Here is a 17,529-nt window from a genome sequence, read left to right on the forward strand (position 1 = left end):
TTGATGCAAACCGACCTGATTGCTTCCCTGTCTCTCGCAGCTCCCGAGGTTCTCCTCGCGCTGAGCGGACTGGCATTGCTCATGATCGGCGTGTTCTCCGGAGAGCGCGCCTCAACCCTCGTCAATGGCCTTGCTGTTGCTGTTTTGATTGCAGCACTCGCATTGATCGTTATCTTCCCCCACAATGGCAGCGCTTTTGGCGGCGCCTTTGTCAACGATGCGTTTGCACGCTTTATGAAGGTGCTGACACTGATCGGCTCCATCGTGGCGCTGATCATGTCGGTTGGCTTTGCGCGTGAAGAGAAATTCGACAAGTTCGAATTCCCTGTACTGATCGTGTTGTCCACGCTTGGCATGCTCATCATGGTGTCGGCATCGAACATGCTAACACTCTATATGGGCCTCGAATTGCAGTCGCTTGCGCTCTACGTGCTCGCTGCCTTCAATCGTGACAGCGTTCGTTCGACAGAAGCTGGTCTGAAATACTTCGTTCTTGGCGCTTTGTCGTCGGGTATGCTGCTCTATGGTATCAGCCTTGTTTACGGCTACACCGGCCATATCGGTTTTGCCGAAATCGCAACCGCTGTTTCTGGTGGTGAGCGTCAGCTTGGTCTGGTGTTCGGTCTGGTGTTCATTCTTGCAGGCCTCTGCTTCAAGATTTCCGCCGTTCCATTCCATATGTGGACGCCGGACGTTTATGAAGGTTCGCCAACACCAGTAACTGCGTTCTTTGCTGCCGCTCCTAAGATGGCTGCGATGGCTTTGATCGTTCGTGTTGTGGAAGGCGCATTCGCTCCTGTCACGCAAGACTGGCAGCAGATCATCACTTTCGTTGCAATCGCTTCGATGGTGCTGGGTGCCTTTGCCGCTATCGGTCAGCGCAACATCAAGCGCCTGATGGCATACTCGTCGATCAGCCACATGGGCTATGCCCTTGTTGGTCTGGCTGCCGGTACGGTTGTCGGTGTTAAGGGCGTTGCTCTTTACATGGCGATCTATCTTGTCATGACGCTCGGTAGCTTTGCCTTCATCCTGTCCATGCGGACCAAGGAATGCAATGTCGAGAAGATCGACGATCTTGCAGGTCTGTCGCGCAGCAATCCGGTCATGGCTGTCATCATGACGATCATGCTGTTCTCGCTTGCTGGTATTCCGCCGCTCGCTGGCTTCTTCGGTAAGTGGTACACCTTCGTTGCAGCCGTTGAAGTCGGTCTTTATCCGTTGGCAATCATCGGTATTGTGGCATCGGTTGTGGGCGCGTTCTATTACCTGCGTATGATCAAGATCATGTGGTTCGATGAGCCGGTAACGACATTTGTTCCAGCGGCAATTGAACTGCGTCTCGTATTACTCGTTTCTGGCGCCTTCGTTCTGTTCTATGGACTGATCGGCGGCTGGCTCGGTGGTTTGGCTGAAACTGCAGCGAAGACATTCTTCTGAGCATGACAATGAATAAGGCCGCAGGTGATGGCAATCGTTTCACGCTGGCACCTGCGGCTTTAGCAGACGGATACCGACTGGAGTTTTTTCCAGTCATCGGTTCTACCAATGCAGAGGCGCTTTCACAGGCTAATGCCGGTGATGCAGGGCGCCTCTGGACCATTTCTCCCAAGCAGGAGAGCGGACGAGGGCGACGTGGCCGTGCATGGACCGCGCCTGAAGGCAATCTTGCAGCAACCCTGCTGCTGGTTGATCGTTTTGATCCCAAAACTGCCGCTACTTTAGGTTTTGTCGCGGGTTTAGCACTTGCTGACGCTGTTGACGCGGTTTTGCCGCCGGCCGTTGCTTCAAAAGTCAATGTTGCACTCAAATGGCCGAATGATGTTCTGGTCGATGGTGCAAAGCTTTCCGGCATTCTTCTCGAATCCACATTGCTGTCTGATGGACGCTTTGGAATAGCGGTCGGAATGGGCACCAATGTCGTGGCCGCACCCGAAGGCCTGCCATATGCCGCAACCTCAATCAATGGATTGGGCGGTAATACGGATGCAGCCACGCTATTTCTGGCGCTGTCCGATGCATGGTGCCACTATCACCGTATCTGGGATCAGGGGCGAGGCCTCAACACGATCCGCGAGTTTTGGCTGAAGCGCGCCCATGGTTTAGGGCAGCCTGTAGCTATGCAGTTGAATGGCAGGATCGTTGAAGGCGTGTTTGAAACTATCGATTCGGATTGCCGTCTCGTCATCCGCGAGGATGATGGAACACGCGTGCCGGTGACGGCGGGCGACGTCTATTTTGGAACGGCTGCATCGGTCAAAGCTGGTTCTTGATCGAATATATGTGAACAATCGGCCTTTCAATCTGCTGTTACGGGCTTGCAAACTATCGATAGTGGGTCCAACAGGGGCATAATAAATTCTAATTGGAGCGCATCCCGAAAAGTGTGAAACGATTTTCGGATAAGATGCGTGTTGAAAAGCCTTTTGGAGCGACGATCTGATTGCGTCAGATTAAGATGCGCTTTAAATAACAGGGAGGCATTATGCCCCGGTCAACACAGACGCAATTTGTCTTCCTGCCATTGGGTGGTGTCGGCGAAATCGGCATGAACCTCGCCATGTATGGCTATGGTCCGGAAAACAATCGCGAATGGATCGTGGTTGATATGGGCGTTAGCTTTGCCGGTCCTGAACATCCCGGCGCTGATCTTATTCTGCCGGACATCCGCTTTCTGGAAGCTGAAAAACATAATCTGCGCGGTATTATCATTACACACGCGCATGAAGACCATTATGGTGCGCTGCTCGATCTCTGGCCACGCCTCAAAGCGCCGGTCTATGCGACTCCATTTACGGCAGGCTTGCTTGAAGCCAAGCGCCATTCAGAAATTCGCGCCCCTGAAATTCCGATTACAGTTTTCAACGCGGGCGAGACTTTCGAAGTCGGTCCTTTCAAGCTTGAGGCGATTGCCGTTACGCACTCGATACCGGAACCTGTTTCGCTGGCAATCACCACGCCGCTTGGCACAGTTGTTCATACAGGCGATTGGAAGATGGACCCTGATCCGTCGATGGGGCCGCTGATTGACGAAGCACGGTTCCGCGCAATTGGCGAACAGGGCGTTCTGGCACTGATCTGCGATTCCACCAATGCGATGCGCGAAGGTGAATCGCCTTCCGAGCGTGAGGTTGGCGAAGGCTTGCGCGAACTGATCGAAAACGCGCGTGGTCGCGTGGCAATTACAACCTTCTCGTCGAATGTTGGCCGTATCCGCTCGATCACCGAAGCTGCACGCGATGCGGGCCGTCAGGTGCTGGTGGTTGGCCGCTCAATGAAGCGCACAATCGCTGTTGCAGCTGAGCTTGGCTATATGGAAGGCTTGCCAGAATTCTTGAGCGAAGACGATTACGGCTATATTCCGCGTGAAAATGTCGTGATGATCCTCACAGGCAGTCAGGGTGAGCCGCGTGCAGCACTCGCGAAACTTGCGCGTGATGAAATGCGCAGCATTGCTTTGTCGGCGGGTGATACGGTAATTTTCTCATCGCGTCCAATTCCGGGCAACGAGAAGGCTATTCTTGATATCAAGAACAAGCTGATCGATCAGGGCATCAAGCTGATCAGCGATGATGATGCGCTTGTGCATGTTTCGGGCCATCCGCGCCGCAGTGAATTGAAGCGCATGTATTCATGGGTGCGTCCGCGCATTCTCGTGCCTGTTCATGGCGAAGCAGCGCATCTTGTAGCTCAGGGTTCGCTTGGCGCTATGGAAGGCATCGAAGAGATCGCACAGGTGCGCGATGGAGATATGCTGCGTCTTGCTCCCGGCAGGGCTGAAATTATCGATGAAGCTCCGGTTGGCCGTATCTACAAAGACGGCAAGCTGATCGGTGACGAAGACGAAATCGGCATGGTTGAGCGTCGTAAGCTTGCCTATGTCGGCCATGTTGCCGTTTCCGTTCTACTCGACCGTGATTTCAAGATCATGGATGAACCTGATTTGGTCGCTTTTGGCTTGCCGGAAGAAGACGGGCAGGGTGATCTCATGGAAGATATTCTGCTTGATGCCGCTATTGAGGCCATCGACAGCATTCCGCGCGCGCGCCGTAAAGACCTCGAAGTGGTTCGTGAGTCCGTTCGTCGTGCTGTTCGCGCTGCGACAAATGAAGCATGGGGCAAAAAGCCGGTAGTGACGGTGTTCATCAACCGGATAAAGTAAATCTGTTTTCTGGAGGAGGAAATAGATGCTTGAACGCCTGAACCATGTTGCAATTGCGGTTCCTGATATTCGGGTCGCTTCTGCGCTTTACAGCGGCCAGTTGGGTGCAAAAGTAACAGCACCCGAGGCTTTGCCGGATCATGGCGTTACGGTGGTTTTTATCGATGTTGGAAACACCAAGATCGAACTGCTGGAACCATTGGGCGAGGGGTCGCCCATTGCAAGTTTCCTTGAAAAGAACCCTTCGGGCGGGATGCATCATCTTTGCTACGAGGTCTCAGATATCATTGCTGCGCGTGATCACCTGAAGGCGGAAGGCGCGCGTGTTCTTGGTAATGGCGAACCGAAGATCGGCGCACATGGAAAGCCGGTCCTTTTTCTGCACCCTAAGGATTTCAACGGAACATTGATCGAGCTTGAGGAGGCGTGAGATGACCATCGTTTCCGGCATCGCGATGTATTTTATATTCTGGTGGGTCACATTGTTTGCGCTGTTGCCCGTGGGACTACGCACACAAGCGGAGGAAAATGATGTGACATTGGGCACCGTCGCCAGTGCGCCAGAAAAACCACGCATCGGACGCGCTTTTCTTCGCACAACTGTCGTAGCGTCCGCCATTTTCGGCCTCTATTATTATCTGACGCAGGTGCAAGGCTTTGGCCTTGATGATATTCCGCATTTCTTTCCCGATCTGAAATAACAGCAGAAACCTCCCTCTTCATTTTATTGAATTCTAATCTCGTGCCTAATTTTTAGGCGCCAGATTGATAGGGGGCATTTCTATAAGAAAAACGCTTGATCTTGCGCGAATCTAAAACTGATCAATTCAGTATAACTATTTGAATCCACGTAAAATTAGAGATGCGTTATATCGGATTTCGGTGTGAAATTCGATGTGCTACTTCGTGACTGTAATGTAATGCTGGTACGATCATTGCAAAAATAGGCACAATCAAAAATACAATAATATCAATGAACTGTTTGGAAATTGTCGCTTGCTATTGGTAAAACCAAAAAAAAAGCAAGGCTTTCGCCTTGCTAGTCGAATACGCGTTCGACCCGTTTCCATTTTACCGGCGGCAGCGACATATCGCGCCTGGATCCATCCTCCCAAGACTTTGACCGCGTTAAACAACGGTTATTTCCGCTGTCATGCTTATTGATGAAAAAAATAGCGGACTGCACAGCTTTTGTCACCAAAAATCTTTCAGTACGTCATATTTCCTTCGCAATTTTTACTCGAATGATATGCCAACTATATAAAACATTGAAATTTAATATGAATCTAAACCCTACTGTTTTGATGTCTATTTCAGGGCTCGATGGATGATTGTTGTGGGCCATAAAAAAACTTGGTTAGCAAACAGTAAAGGGGCGGGTTTTCAACCGCGGTATAACCCGTTATGAAACCGACAGATTTGCTTAATTTTTGCCTGATTCTCCATGCATTTGGTTGTTGTTCAGGTAATCTCTCTCTTGATCGGTGGTCACGATGCGTCTGTCGCAGTATTTTTTGCCCATTCTGAAGGAAAACCCAAAAGAGGCTGAAATTGTCTCTCACAGGTTGATGCTGCGCGCGGGCATGATCCGTCAGCAGTCGGCAGGCATCTATTCATGGCTTCCGCTTGGTCTGAAAGTGCTCAACAAGGTCTGTGACATCATTCGTGAAGAGCAGAACCGCGCTGGCGCAAATGAAATCCTTATGCCAACGATCCAGTCCGCCGAACTGTGGCGTGAAAGCGGTCGCTATGATGCATATGGCAAGGAAATGCTACGCATTCAGGACCGTCAGGAGCGCGAAATGCTCTTCGGACCGACTAATGAGGAAATGGTCACGGATATTTTCCGTTCTTATGTGCGCTCTTACAAAGACCTGCCGCTCAACCTCTACCATATTCAGTGGAAGTTCCGCGATGAAGTGCGTCCGCGTTTCGGCGTGATGCGCTCGCGTGAATTCTTGATGAAAGATGCCTATTCGTTCGACCTCGATTACGAGGGCGCGAAGATGGCTTACTACCGCATGTTCGTGTCTTATCTGCGCACCTTCGCCCGCGTTGGTCTGCAGGCGATCCCTATGCGCGCTGATACTGGCCCAATTGGCGGTGATCTTTCGCACGAATTCATCATTCTCGCTGAAACAGGCGAAAGCCAGGTCTATTGCGATAAGGCTTATCTCAATCTGGCTGTCCCGGGCGCAGACACCGATTTCCGCAATGATGAGCAGCTTACGGACATCGTCAATCGCTGGACGACGCCTTATGCGGCAACCGACGAAATGCACGACGAAGCTGATTGGTCAGCGGTGGAAGCCGATGATCAGGTTTCGGCGCGCGGCATCGAAGTTGGTCATATCTTCCATTTTGGCACCAAATATTCGGAAGCCATGGGTGCGAAGGTGCAGGGACCGGATGGCAAAGACCATTTTGTTTCGATGGGCTCTTATGGCATTGGGCCTTCGCGTCTGGTCGCAGCTGCGATCGAAGCTTTCCACGATGAAGCTGGCATCATCTGGCCAAAGTCGATCGCGCCATTCGGTGTGGGCATTATCAATATGAAGGCCGGTGATGAAGCTTGTGATGGCGTGAGTGAACAGCTTTACACCGCTTTCACCAATGCTGGCCTTGATCCGCTGCTGGACGATACAGACAACCGTGCTGGTTCCAAGTTTGCGACCATGGATTTGATTGGTTTGCCTTATCAGGTGATCGTTGGCCCACGTGGCGTTGCTGCTGGCGAAGTTGAAGTTAAAGACCGCAAGACTGGTGAACGTCAGAACCTTACCATCGAAGCAGCAATCAACCTATTGACGGCTTAAATATGAGCAGTGCGGCGGCAGTAAAATCTGACGGCAAGCAGAAGGCGCCCAACAAAGTGCCTTCATCGGGCCCATTTTCAGCTTATGAGCGGATGATCGCATGGCGCTATCTGCGTGCGCGCCGCCGCGAAACGTTTATTTCGGTTATTGCTGGTTTTTCCTTCACTGGGATAATGCTCGCGTGGCTACGCTCATCATCGTTATGGCGGTGATGAACGGTTTTCGCGCTGAGCTTCTGAACAGAATTCTTGGTATTAACGGCCATCTCATTATGCAGCCGATTGATCGGCCGCTCGATGATTATGCAAGCCTGATCACGCGCATCGACGGAATTTCGGGCGTGAAATTCGCCATTCCTGTGGTGGAAGGTCAGGCTCTGGTGCAGGGCAATATCGGTGCTGGAACCGGTGCTCTTGTTCGCGGTCTTCGTGAGGAAGATCTCGCCAAGCTCAAGCTGGTTTCCGATAATATCAAACAAGGCACCCTGCAGGGGTTTGATCAGAGCGGTGGCGTGGCCATTGGCACGCGTATGGCTGAAAATCTTGGCCTTTCCATCGGCGATACGCTGCGCGTTATCTCCCCTGATGGCGATGTGACGCCCTTTGGTGTTAATCCGCGCGTCAAGGCCTATCCGATTGTTGCAATCTTCGAGATCGGCATGTCGGAATATGACGCATCTATTGTTATGATGCCACTCACCGAAGCGCAGCTTTTCTTCAATCAGGAAGACAAGGTGCAATCGCTAGAAATCTTTGTCGATAATCCAGACAAGGTTGACGCCATGCGCGCGCCTGTGGAGGAGGTCGCAGCTCGCCAGATTTCTATGGTCGATTGGCGTCAGCGTAATCAAACGTTTTTCTCTGCCTTGCAAGTCGAGCGCAACGTCATGTTTATGATCCTGACGTTGATTGTGCTTGTGGCAGCGCTCAACATCATATCCGGCCTTATCATGCTGGTGAAGGATAAAGGGCGTGATATCGCGATCCTGCGAACCATGGGTGCAACGCGTGGTGCCGTCATGCGTATATTCCTGATGACAGGTGCCGCCATTGGTGTGACTGGCACATTGGCTGGTGTCGTTCTCGGTGTTGTCGTTTGCCTCAATGTCGAGCGCATTCGCCAGTTCTTCTCCTGGCTTTCGGGAACAACCCTGTTCAATCCGGAACTTTATTTCCTGAGCACGCTGCCTGCGAAAATGGATGTTGGTGAAACATTGTCTGTCATTGCGATGGCATTGGTTCTTTCTTTTATCGCCACCATTTTGCCAGCATGGCGCGCTGCCAAGCTCGATCCGGTCGAAGCACTGAGGTATGAATAATGGCGGCTGAAGTCATTCTGCGTCTGGAAAATGTTAGCCGTGCTTATAAAGAAGCTGATCGTGAACTCGTTATTCTGAACGAGGCGAACTTCACGCTGCGTCGCGGCGAAATGGTGGCCCTCGTCGCCCCATCGGGTGCAGGTAAGTCAACACTGCTTCATACTGCTGGGTTGCTTGAACGCCCGGACAGTGGCGATGTCATTCTTGATGGCCGTTCATGCGGATCCTTGTCGGAGGACGAGCGCACGGCAGTTCGTCGCAATGATGTCGGCTTTGTCTATCAGTTCCACCATCTCCTGCCGGAGTTTTCCGCTTTGGAAAACGTGATGATGCCGCAGATGATCCGTGGCCTGGCACAGAAGGCCGCAACCGTTCGCGCACAGCAGTTGCTTGATTACATGAAGATCGGTAAGCGTGCTTCGCACCGCCCGTCAGAGCTTTCTGGTGGTGAGCAACAGCGCGTGGCTATTGCGCGCGCCGTTGCAAATGCGCCGCTCGTGTTGTTGGCCGATGAGCCGACAGGCAATCTCGATCCGACAACATCGTCGTATGTTTTCGGCGCACTTGAAGCACTGGTTCGTCAGTCTGGATTGGCCGCGATGATTGCAACGCATAATCATGAGCTGGCTCGCCGCATGGACCGGCGTGTAACCTTGAAAGACGGCAAGGTCGTAGACCTCTAAGGGTCGTATCGTTAGGCGCTTATAATCGGCGCTCTGATACAGCCGAAAGCTTTGTCTGCTTGTTATCTATACAACGCCGGTGGTCATCCCACCGGCGTTTGCTGTTTATATTTCATAAACCTTAATTACCAGTTGGCCTTAACAACGGTGTTGACTTTAGAACAAAAATGGAACAAAAAATAAACATACGTGAACAAAGAAGAGTTATCCACATGACCGATCTCGTCTACGACGTTTTATCTTTCGTCTCCGTCAGCCTGTTCGTCGCCACTTTCGCCATTTGGGTGAGTGCAATCTGAAAATGTGAAACGGGTTCTTCTGTGAACCCGATTGATAGTAACGAAGCTAACTCTGGACATCGTTACCGTATTCCCCGAAACTACGCTGATGGGCGTTAAGAGTCGCCCGTTACCGTGTGCCAATCTTAAGATATAAAAGTCTTAAAACATGAGCTGCACTTGGATGGTGCTAAAAACATGATTTCGCTATGATCGTGTTGTAATAGTATCGGCCTGCAAAGATCGGGGAAAAGTATGAGTGATACAGCAAGCATTGGCGCGGGCGAGGGTAAGTCGTCACCTCGTTTCGTTCATCTGCGGGTGCACTCTGCTTATTCCTTGCTGGAAGGCGCGTTGCCTGTCGGCAAGATCATCAAACAGGCGATTGCCGATGAAGCACCGGCCATCGCGATAACGGACAGTAACAATCTCTTTGGCGCTCTGGAATTTGCTCAGAAGGCTTCAAAGGATGGTTTGCAGCCGATCATTGGCTGTCAGCTGGACGTCGCTTTTGGTGACCATAATGATAATAGCCGCAGCGTGAATCGCAGGCTTGTTCTTGATTTGGCGCCTTTGGTTTTTCTCGCTTCGACCGAGGAGGGCTACGCAAATATAGTCAGGCTCGTTAGCCGCGCATTTATGGATACGCCTTCGGGTGATCCCGTCCATGTCGATGCAAGCTGGCTGTCTGATCTTTCAGAAGATGTGATTGTTCTCTCCGGTGGTCCGCTTGGCCCAATTGGGCGTGCATTTGCTGCTGACCGTGCTGATCGCGCAGAAAGCCGTCTGGCTTTCCTCAAAAATGCATTTGGTGACCGTCTGTATGTCGAGTTGCAGCGTCAGGCTGGTTACGACCGTGCGCTTGAAATGAAGACCGTTGAACTTGCCTATGCAATGGAACTACCCTTGGTCGCGACCAATGAAGCGTTTTTCCTTAAGGCCGAGGATTTCGAGGCTCACGATGCGCTTCTTGCGATCGCCGAAGGCCAAATCCTTTCCAACGATGATCGTCGCCGTTTGACGCCTGATCATTATTTGAGAAGCCGTGCCGAAATGGCCGTGCTTTTTGAGGATTTGCCGGAAGCCCTCGAAAATACGATTGAAATTGCCGAGCGTTGCAGCTGGTTTACACAAACCCGCAACCCTATTCTGCCGCGCTTTACGGGCGAGTCCGACGATCCCGAAAAAGGTCTTGAGGCAGAAGCCAATGAGCTTGCGCGTCAGGCGCGTGAAGGCCTGAAGATGCGGTTGGAAACAGCCGGTCTTGCTGAAGGCTATACCGAAGAACAATATGCAGAGCGTCTCGACTATGAGATCGGCATTATCACCCGCATGAAGTTCCCGGGTTACTTCCTGATCGTTGCGGACTTTATCAAATGGGCGAAGCAGCAGGGTATTCCGGTAGGCCCGGGTCGTGGTTCTGGTGCGGGTTCGCTTGTTGCTTATGCATTGACAATCACCGACGTTGATCCGTTGCGCTTTTCGCTGCTATTCGAACGCTTCCTCAATCCCGACCGCGTATCGATGCCCGACTTCGATATCGATTTTTGTCAGGATCGTCGCGAAGAAGTTATTCGTTATGTGCAGGGAAAATATGGTCGCGATCAGGTCGCGCAGATTATTACCTTCGGTACATTGCAGGCGCGCGCTGTATTGCGCGATGTGGGCCGCGTTCTCGAAATGCCGTACGGACAGGTAGATCGGCTGTGTAAGCTGGTGCCGCAAAACCCGGCAAACCCGGTATCGCTGGCACAGGCCATTGAGACCGAGCCAAAAATCAATGAAGAGCGCGAGAAGGAACCAGTTGTCGATCGTCTGCTCGATATGGCGCTCAAGCTTGAGGGGCTTTACCGTCATGCCTCCACACACGCTGCCGGTATAGTCATCGGCGACCGACCGCTCTCAGAACTCGTTCCGATGTATCGTGATCCGCGGTCGGATATGCCGGTCACGCAGTTTAACATGAAATGGGTTGAGCAGGCGGGACTGGTCAAGTTCGACTTTCTTGGTCTGAAAACTCTGACAGTTCTCCAAACAGCGGTTAAGCTGGTTGCCCGTAAAGGCATAGACATCGATTTGTCGCGTCTGCCGCTTGATGATGAACTGACCTATGAGATGCTTTCACGCGGCGAAACTGTTGGCGTGTTTCAGGTGGAAAGTGCTGGCATGCGTAAGGCGCTGCTTGGCATGCGCCCGGATCGCATCGAGGACATCATCGCGCTCGTCGCGCTTTATCGTCCGGGTCCTATGGAGAACATCCCGACCTACAATGCGCGCAAGAATGGTGAGGAAGAGATTGCTTCCATTCACCCGAAGATTGATGACCTGATCAAGGAAACGCAGGGCGTTATCGTCTATCAGGAACAGGTGATGCAGATTGCGCAGGTGCTTTCCGGCTATTCGCTCGGTGAAGCTGATCTTCTGCGCCGCGCAATGGGTAAGAAAATCCGTGAGGAAATGGACAAGCAGCGTGTCCGTTTTGTTGATGGTGCAATTAAGGGCGGTGTCGATAAAGCGCAGGCGAATATGATTTTCGACCTGCTGGCAAAGTTCGCCGATTACGGCTTCAACAAGTCGCATGCTGCCGCCTATGCGATCGTGTCCTATCAGACAGCCTATATGAAGGCGCATTATCCAGTCGAATTCCTTGCCGCGTCTATGACATACGATATGTCGAATGCCGACAAGCTCAATGATTTCCGGCGTGATGCAAATCGTTTGGCCATTGATGTGGTGACGCCTTCTGTCATGACCTCCTATCGTTCGTTTGAAGTTGGTGAGAAGAAAATTTTCTATTCACTTGCAGCCATCAAGGGCGTCGGTGAAGCTGCAGTTGATCATATAGTCGATGTGCGGGCAGAAAAGCCGTTTGAAAGCCTGGAAGATTTCTGCGAGCGGATTGATCCGAAAATTGTCAACCGTCGCGTATTGGATAGCTTGATTAATGCAGGTGCACTTGATTGTTTTGGTCGTGATCGTGCTGCGATGAGCGCTGGCATGGATCGCATCATGGGCTTTGCGCAGCGCACGCAGGAGAATGCAGCAAGCGGCCAGTCCGATATTTTTGGTCTTTCCGGCGCACCGAAAGAGCAATTGATCCTGCCGCAAGCTGCTCCATGGTTGCCATCGGAAAAACTTCATCGCGAATTTCAGGCGGTCGGTTTCTATCTTTCTGCGCATCCGCTTGATGAATACCGTCAGGTGCTTGATCGCATGCGCGTGCAAAGCTGGGCCGATTTCTCCGCAGCCGTGAAGCGCGGCGCGAATGCGGGTCGTCTTGCCGGAACGGTAACAACCCGACAGGAACGTAAAACCCGTACCGGCAACAAGATGGGCATTGTCCAATTGTCCGATGCCAGTGGCCAGTTTGAAGCTGTGCTGTTCTCCGAAGGTCTTGCGCATATCGTGATCTGCTGGAGAGCGGTAAATCTGTTGTGATCACAGTGTCCGCTGAAAACCGTCCAGAAGGAATTGGCCTGCGCATTCAGACCGTGCAATCGCTGGAAGATCGTGCCTGTGCGATGCAGAAGGCTCTTCGGCTATACCTTCGTTCAGCTCAATCGCTGAAATCGATTATTCCGCATTTCAATACGCGTGGCGACGGTGAGGTGAGCTTTATCGTGATCAAAGAGGACGGACAGCGTGAGGTCGAGATTGAACTGCCGCACCGCTATCGGGTCAGTCCACAAATTGCCAGCGCAATGAAAGCAATTCCCGGCGTCGTAGACGTTGAACTTGTTTAATAAAAAAGGCCGGCCAATTTTGATTGGTCGGCCTTTTTACTTATGCGGACGCTTTTTGGTTTAGCGATTTGCGAAGCTCTGGCGCAACCTTGGTGCCAAACAGCTCAATCGATTTCATCGTATGTTTATGAGACAGATTGCCCAAAGCCGTCTGCAACAAAAATCGATCATGTTTAAAATAGCTCTGTTGATCGAGGATCTTGTCGATAACCTGCTGCGGGCTTCCGACGAGCAATGATCCTCGCGGTTGGCACATAGCGTCAAATTTTTCTCGGGTGGTTGGCGGCCAACCGCGCTCATGTCCGAGTTTGCTCATCACATAAGCATATGACGTGTAGAACTCATCACCTGCTTGTTGAGAGTTTTCAGCGATATAGCCGTGGGAGTTGATTCCAACTTTGAGCTGTTCTGGCGCGTGTCCAGCTTTGAGGCCAGCTTCACGATAGAAATCTGTCAGTTGTGAAAAGCGCTCCGGATACCCGCCGATGATGGCAATAGCTAATGGCAGACCGAGAAGTGCCGCACGTCCAACCGATGCCGGCGTTCCACCAACTGCGAGCCATATAGGCAAAGAATCTGGCAAGGCGCGGGGATAGACACCACGCCCGTCAATCGGCGCACGCGTCTTTCCTGTCCAGCTCACCTGCTCATGTTGACGAATGTTGAGAAGAAGATCAAGCTTCTCAGCAAAGAGCGTATCGTAATCATCGAGATTATAGCCAAAGAGCGGGAATGACTCGATGAACGAACCACGTCCTACCATGATTTCTGCACGACCATTGGAGAGAAGATCTAACGTGGAAAATTGCTGATAGACCCGAACAGGATCATCCGAAGACAGAACCGTCACAGCACTCGTTAGCTTGATGTTTTTTGTGCGTGTCGCTGCTGCAGCCAGCACAATCGGTGGCGCAGAAACTGCGTAGTCTGGGCGATGATGCTCACCGACCCCGAACACATCAAGGCCAACCTGATCAGCAAGTTCAATCTCTTCAATAAGATTTGTTAACCGTTGCTGTGGCGAAAGGGGGCGATTGGTTTCAGGATCAGGCCCAATATCGCCGAATGTGTAAATACCGAGTTCCATGGCGTTCCATCAATCTGTTGGCAGTTGAAGCTTAGTTAAGCTGCTTCATGCCTCTTGTTAAGAACGCACTGAAAGGTGATCGGGTTACCTTGAGGATACCGGGCAGTCGCCCACCCGGTATACAGTGATTTTAATAAGCAGCAGTAAAACGCTTACCGATATGCTTTCCCTGTTCGGCCTCGTCGATAATTGCAACCGCCAGATCATCGACAGAAATTTTACTTTCGCCTTTTTCGTCAAAGACAGGCTGATCTGCGCCAAGGCGATACTTGCCAGTTCGTTCACCCGGTTCCAGCATGATAGCTGGCGAAACGAAGGTCCAGTCGAGTTCATTTTCTTCGCGCAGTTCGTTGAGCGCTTGACGTGCGCCCAAAGCGCCTTCTTTCCAATCTGCCGGAAACTCAGGCGAATCTACAAGCTGTTGGCCATTGATTTCGAGGCTACCAGCACCACCGACGGCAATCAGACGCTTTACGCCAGCTTTCTTTGCTGCGGTATTGATAGAACGGCTACCCTTGATGTGGTTTTCGCGAATATTGGCATCTGTCCAACCTGGATTATACGCTGAAATGACAATGTTATGACCAGCCAGCTGGCTCGCAAGAGCGTCGGTGTCGAATATATCAGTTTTCACGGCCGTAACATTGTCGAGTTTTGCAATTTTGTCAGTGTTGCGGACAAGAGCTGTAACAGTGTGGCCGCGTGAAACGGCTTCTTTGAGGACGGCAGCGCCTACAAAACCTGTTGCGCCGATCAATGCGATTTTAGACATGATATGTTCCTTTTAATTGTAACCATAAAGTTATATTTCATAATCAGGTTCTTTATGGTAACTGAGTAGCCGAATTGAAAAGTCTTGTGAAGAACGCACTTATTCATGTTCAAGTTACATGGAAGTAACCGCGCTTTGGGCAGGACCGCCAAGGGAAAAAGCATTGCGCTTAGCTGAAGATCAAAATGAAGAATACAAACGAACCAAATGCCATCGCGCCGTTATTATCATCTACCGCCGCCTTTCGGCCTGATTCAGACGGGGATGGATCATGCCCTATCCGTGAAGTGCTGGACCGCGTGGGCGACACATGGAGCATTCTAGTTGTTTTCAATTTGCAGGTGGGATCAATGCGTTTCAATGCCTTGCGACGCTCGATTGAAGGCATCTCTCAAAGGATGCTCACTGTCACTTTGCGTTCGCTTGAACGTGATGGGCTTGTGGCGCGTCACGTCCGTCCAACGTCGCCGCCGGAAGTGGAGTATTCGCTAACCGAGCTCGGCCATTCGCTGGCGGTGCCGATAGATGTGTTGGGGCAGTGGGCCGTGAGAAACCGCGAGCAGATGCGCGATGCCCGTTCGCGTTTCGACAAAGCTGTGAACTTTTAGGGAACCAGATAAGCCGTTTTTCGTTCTTCTTGCCAATAGAGGAGAAGGAACATGCCAGCCAAATCGAAAGCTCAGCAAAAAGCAGCTGGTGCCGCACTTTCCGCCAAACGCGGTGAAATCAAAAAGAGCGAGTTAATCGGCGCTTCCAAAGAGATGTACGAATCCATGAGCGAAAAGGAATTGGAAGACTTTGCGGAGACTAAGCACAAAGGTCTTCCGGAACATGTAGATGATAAGAAAAGCGACTGATAAAAGTCAGTCGCTCCACAATAGTTCTATTTTATGGCTTTGGTCGCCACAATCTCAATCGCTTTCAGCTTGCCGGAAGTAATGCCGCAACGAACTGAAATACCGTCCCAGCCTCCAGCTTTGTTGCGTGCTTCACCTGGCACTGAAATAATGGCTGATACTTTCCGGCCGTCTTTAGCACTGAATTTCGATGATTTTTCGTTTGTGGTTGCGTTGGCAATATCGTCTTTCGTGAAGCCGAGACGATCATACTTTTTGCTATTTTTCACATAATCGTAAGCAGATGCAATGCAGCCCGCAATTTGGGGTGATGCCTGTTGGTCTTTCACCAGTGTTTGATAATTGCCTGTGAAGTCCTTGGAGCGCTTCGGAACCGTATCAGCGCAGGCGGCACCTGTGACGCCAAATGCCAAAATTGCAAAAAGTATGATTCGGGTCGATTTCATGGATCGTTCCTTTGAAAGGCTCTGTGCAAACTGCGACGAGCAAAATCGATAATGGCAATATTATTATAAATCTCGTTGGAATTAATTATGTCTTATCTTGGTAGGCACAGAATATATCACTGGCAGATTTGAGCAAGGCAGGATTTGCCGTGGCAACCCTGATCAAGATGCATGTTGGTCAGATGAGCTGCATCGCCTTCTGGCCCGATAACCGTCATGAAAAGCTTGCAGCTTGCGCCATGCACAGCACGCCAGAATTTCTTTTCTTTTTCCGACCCGTTCCAGCCACTTTCGAGTTCGGTTTTGGAACCATCAGAAAATGTGAACGACATAATATCAAGCGCATTGGCGAAAGCATGTTCTGAAACGCGGCCTTCTGATGCGCCATTGACGTTGCGGCACTGATAATCTGACCCGGTGCCGATTTCTGTTATTTTAATGTCATTTCCATAGACGTTTTGAGCGGCACTTTTGACGTCACCAGCCCATTGAGCCAGTGTGACCGCCATGGCGCAATTGGTTGTAATGGGATTTGCAAACTTTAAAGGTTCGACTTTACCAATTGCTGTGAGTGAAAGCGGCGAGCGTGCACTGCATTGCGATCCATCTTCAATGGGTGGCAGAAGTTTCCCTTCCACATCTCCGGTCATCAGTGCCGGACACGACACCTGATAGATGCGTTCAGGCTTTTTGGAATCAGGTTTAGCGCTCTCTGGGTTGGTTATCCCGGCCGGCTTCTCCGGTTTTTTTTCTGGCAGAGGCGTAGTTTCAGTTTGCGTAGGTGTAGACTGTGCCTCAACTGGTTCTTTTCCTTCTTCCCGTCGAGGCGACGGGGTAGGAATCGGAACAGCGCTTATTACGGGAGGGCTTTGGGGCTGAGTCTTCCGGTTCGTACGTTTTTTCGTAAAGCGTTTTTGTGCATGCGTGTGCTTGTTACTCCCGCTCAATACTCTTTCAATGAAGCTTTCAGCTTTCGCCTCCCTAAAACTTTCGCCGGGTAGCAGTATGATGCACGCGGTGAGAGCTCCAATAATGAACGCCTTTTGAGGGAAAGCGAAGGAAATGGCCATATTTACCTCTTTTGTCAGCAAGCTGCATTGTCTAATGTTTAAGCATCGCCTGCCGTTCCTTCACGCTTGATGGCACAGCGTTATATATAGCCAAATGGCTCAAAAGTGGGCTTTTGTCTTGACAAGACGACACTCCAATGACTAAAAGCCGCCATCGCTGGAGCTTAATCGTTCCGGCGTTTCATTTGACGTGTCCCGTGAATGTAGATCGCAGCTGCGCGCTTCATTCTGTCAGTCCCTGAATCAGAGGCAGAGGAGGGCGCGTTTCCTGTCTGCGCCGCAAGGCGCTTTAACTCT

Annotated in this window: 13 protein-coding genes and 2 pseudogenes; 11 read left to right on the plus strand and 4 right to left on the minus strand. The window is 51.2% G+C overall.

The window, feature by feature from the left end; all coding sequences use genetic code 11:
* Positions 1-3: 3 nt before the first annotated feature.
* The 9 genes and pseudogenes from nuoN to dnaE all read left to right on the plus strand — a co-directional run bounded on the left by nuoN (position 4) and on the right by dnaE (position 13,000).
* Entirely contained in the window at positions 4-1,440 is a 1,437-nt protein-coding gene (gene nuoN / locus RI570_RS10600; protein WP_313828371.1) for an NADH-quinone oxidoreductase subunit NuoN, read from the plus strand.
* An 8-nt stretch (positions 1,441-1,448) separates the two neighbouring features.
* Positions 1,449-2,273, plus strand: a complete 825-nt coding sequence (locus RI570_RS10605) for a biotin--[acetyl-CoA-carboxylase] ligase (RefSeq protein ID WP_313828372.1) — start codon at positions 1,449-1,451, stop codon at positions 2,271-2,273.
* A gap of 212 nt (positions 2,274-2,485) precedes the next feature.
* Positions 2,486-4,162, plus strand: a complete 1,677-nt coding sequence (locus RI570_RS10610; protein ID WP_313828373.1) for a ribonuclease J — start codon at positions 2,486-2,488, stop codon at positions 4,160-4,162.
* A 25-nt stretch (positions 4,163-4,187) separates the two neighbouring features.
* Positions 4,188-4,592 (plus strand): methylmalonyl-CoA epimerase, encoded by a 405-nt coding sequence (mce, locus tag RI570_RS10615; RefSeq protein WP_313828374.1) that lies wholly within the window; start codon positions 4,188-4,190, stop codon positions 4,590-4,592.
* Between the two features lies 1 nt (position 4,593).
* Entirely contained in the window at positions 4,594-4,863 is a 270-nt protein-coding gene (locus tag RI570_RS10620; protein ID WP_313828375.1) for a DUF1467 family protein, read from the plus strand.
* A gap of 792 nt (positions 4,864-5,655) precedes the next feature.
* Entirely contained in the window at positions 5,656-6,978 is a 1,323-nt protein-coding gene (gene proS, locus RI570_RS10625; protein ID WP_313828376.1) for a proline--tRNA ligase, read from the plus strand.
* 2 nt (positions 6,979-6,980) lie between these two features.
* Positions 6,981-8,296, plus strand: a pseudogene (locus RI570_RS10630) (lipoprotein-releasing ABC transporter permease subunit).
* Positions 8,296-8,979 carry an ABC transporter ATP-binding protein gene (locus tag RI570_RS10635; protein ID WP_313828377.1) on the plus strand — a complete coding sequence of 228 codons (684 nt, stop codon included), beginning with the start codon at positions 8,296-8,298 and terminating at the stop codon, positions 8,977-8,979. Before RI570_RS10630 ends, RI570_RS10635 begins: the two are co-directional and overlap by 1 nt.
* Before the next feature lie 533 nt (positions 8,980-9,512).
* Positions 9,513-13,000 (plus strand): annotated as a pseudogene (dnaE, locus tag RI570_RS10640) (DNA polymerase III subunit alpha).
* Between the two features lie 40 nt (positions 13,001-13,040).
* Here dnaE and RI570_RS10645 read toward each other — a convergent pair.
* On the minus strand, positions 13,041-14,087 hold the full coding sequence (locus RI570_RS10645; protein ID WP_313828378.1) for an LLM class flavin-dependent oxidoreductase: 1,047 nt from the start codon (positions 14,085-14,087) through the stop codon (positions 13,041-13,043).
* A 130-nt stretch (positions 14,088-14,217) separates the two neighbouring features.
* Positions 14,218-14,859, minus strand: coding sequence for an NAD(P)-dependent oxidoreductase (locus RI570_RS10650; protein WP_313828379.1), 642 nt, complete (start codon positions 14,857-14,859; stop codon positions 14,218-14,220).
* Positions 14,860-15,044: 185 nt separating this feature from the next.
* Here RI570_RS10650 and RI570_RS10655 point away from each other — a divergent pair, with 185 nt between their 5' ends.
* The gene (locus RI570_RS10655) at positions 15,045-15,467 is read left to right on the plus strand and encodes a helix-turn-helix domain-containing protein (protein ID WP_313828380.1); all 423 of its coding nucleotides are present in this window, start codon (positions 15,045-15,047) and stop codon (positions 15,465-15,467) included.
* A gap of 51 nt (positions 15,468-15,518) precedes the next feature.
* Positions 15,519-15,716 carry a DUF3008 family protein gene (locus RI570_RS10660; RefSeq protein ID WP_313828381.1) on the plus strand — a complete coding sequence of 66 codons (198 nt, stop codon included), beginning with the start codon at positions 15,519-15,521 and terminating at the stop codon, positions 15,714-15,716.
* A 26-nt stretch (positions 15,717-15,742) separates the two neighbouring features.
* On the opposite strand, the gene bspC is transcribed toward RI570_RS10660, so the two are convergent.
* Together bspC and RI570_RS10670 are read right to left on the minus strand one after the other, a co-directional pair.
* On the minus strand, positions 15,743-16,162 hold the full coding sequence (bspC, locus tag RI570_RS10665) for a type IV secretion system effector BspC (RefSeq protein WP_313828382.1): 420 nt from the start codon (positions 16,160-16,162) through the stop codon (positions 15,743-15,745).
* A 116-nt stretch (positions 16,163-16,278) separates the two neighbouring features.
* Positions 16,279-17,232, minus strand: coding sequence for an extensin family protein (locus RI570_RS10670; RefSeq protein ID WP_313828384.1), 954 nt, complete (start codon positions 17,230-17,232; stop codon positions 16,279-16,281).
* Positions 17,233-17,529 lie beyond the last annotated feature (297 nt).

It is taken from the genome of Brucella pseudogrignonensis (genome assembly GCF_032190615.1).
GTDB lineage: Bacteria > Pseudomonadota > Alphaproteobacteria > Rhizobiales > Rhizobiaceae > Brucella > Brucella pseudogrignonensis_B.

Bases quoted from the DNA above. Each gene is read 5' to 3' on its own strand.
- bspC (WP_313828382.1), bottom strand. From the start codon at position 16,162: ATGAAATCGACCCGAATCATACTTTTTGCAATTTTGGCATTTGGCGTC.
- nuoN (WP_313828371.1), top strand. From the start codon at position 4: ATGCAAACCGACCTGATTGCTTCCCTGTCTCTCGCAGCTCCCGAGGTT.
- RI570_RS10645 (WP_313828378.1), bottom strand. From the start codon at position 14,087: ATGGAACTCGGTATTTACACATTCGGCGATATTGGGCCTGATCCTGAA.
- RI570_RS10670 (WP_313828384.1), bottom strand. From the start codon at position 17,232: ATGGCCATTTCCTTCGCTTTCCCTCAAAAGGCGTTCATTATTGGAGCT.
- RI570_RS10610 (WP_313828373.1), top strand. From the start codon at position 2,486: ATGCCCCGGTCAACACAGACGCAATTTGTCTTCCTGCCATTGGGTGGT.
- RI570_RS10660 (WP_313828381.1), top strand. From the start codon at position 15,519: ATGCCAGCCAAATCGAAAGCTCAGCAAAAAGCAGCTGGTGCCGCACTT.
- mce (WP_313828374.1), top strand. From the start codon at position 4,188: ATGCTTGAACGCCTGAACCATGTTGCAATTGCGGTTCCTGATATTCGG.
- proS (WP_313828376.1), top strand. From the start codon at position 5,656: ATGCGTCTGTCGCAGTATTTTTTGCCCATTCTGAAGGAAAACCCAAAA.
- RI570_RS10655 (WP_313828380.1), top strand. From the start codon at position 15,045: ATGAAGAATACAAACGAACCAAATGCCATCGCGCCGTTATTATCATCT.
- RI570_RS10635 (WP_313828377.1), top strand. From the start codon at position 8,296: ATGGCGGCTGAAGTCATTCTGCGTCTGGAAAATGTTAGCCGTGCTTAT.
- RI570_RS10620 (WP_313828375.1), top strand. From the start codon at position 4,594: ATGACCATCGTTTCCGGCATCGCGATGTATTTTATATTCTGGTGGGTC.
- RI570_RS10650 (WP_313828379.1), bottom strand. From the start codon at position 14,859: ATGTCTAAAATCGCATTGATCGGCGCAACAGGTTTTGTAGGCGCTGCC.
- RI570_RS10605 (WP_313828372.1), top strand. From the start codon at position 1,449: ATGAATAAGGCCGCAGGTGATGGCAATCGTTTCACGCTGGCACCTGCG.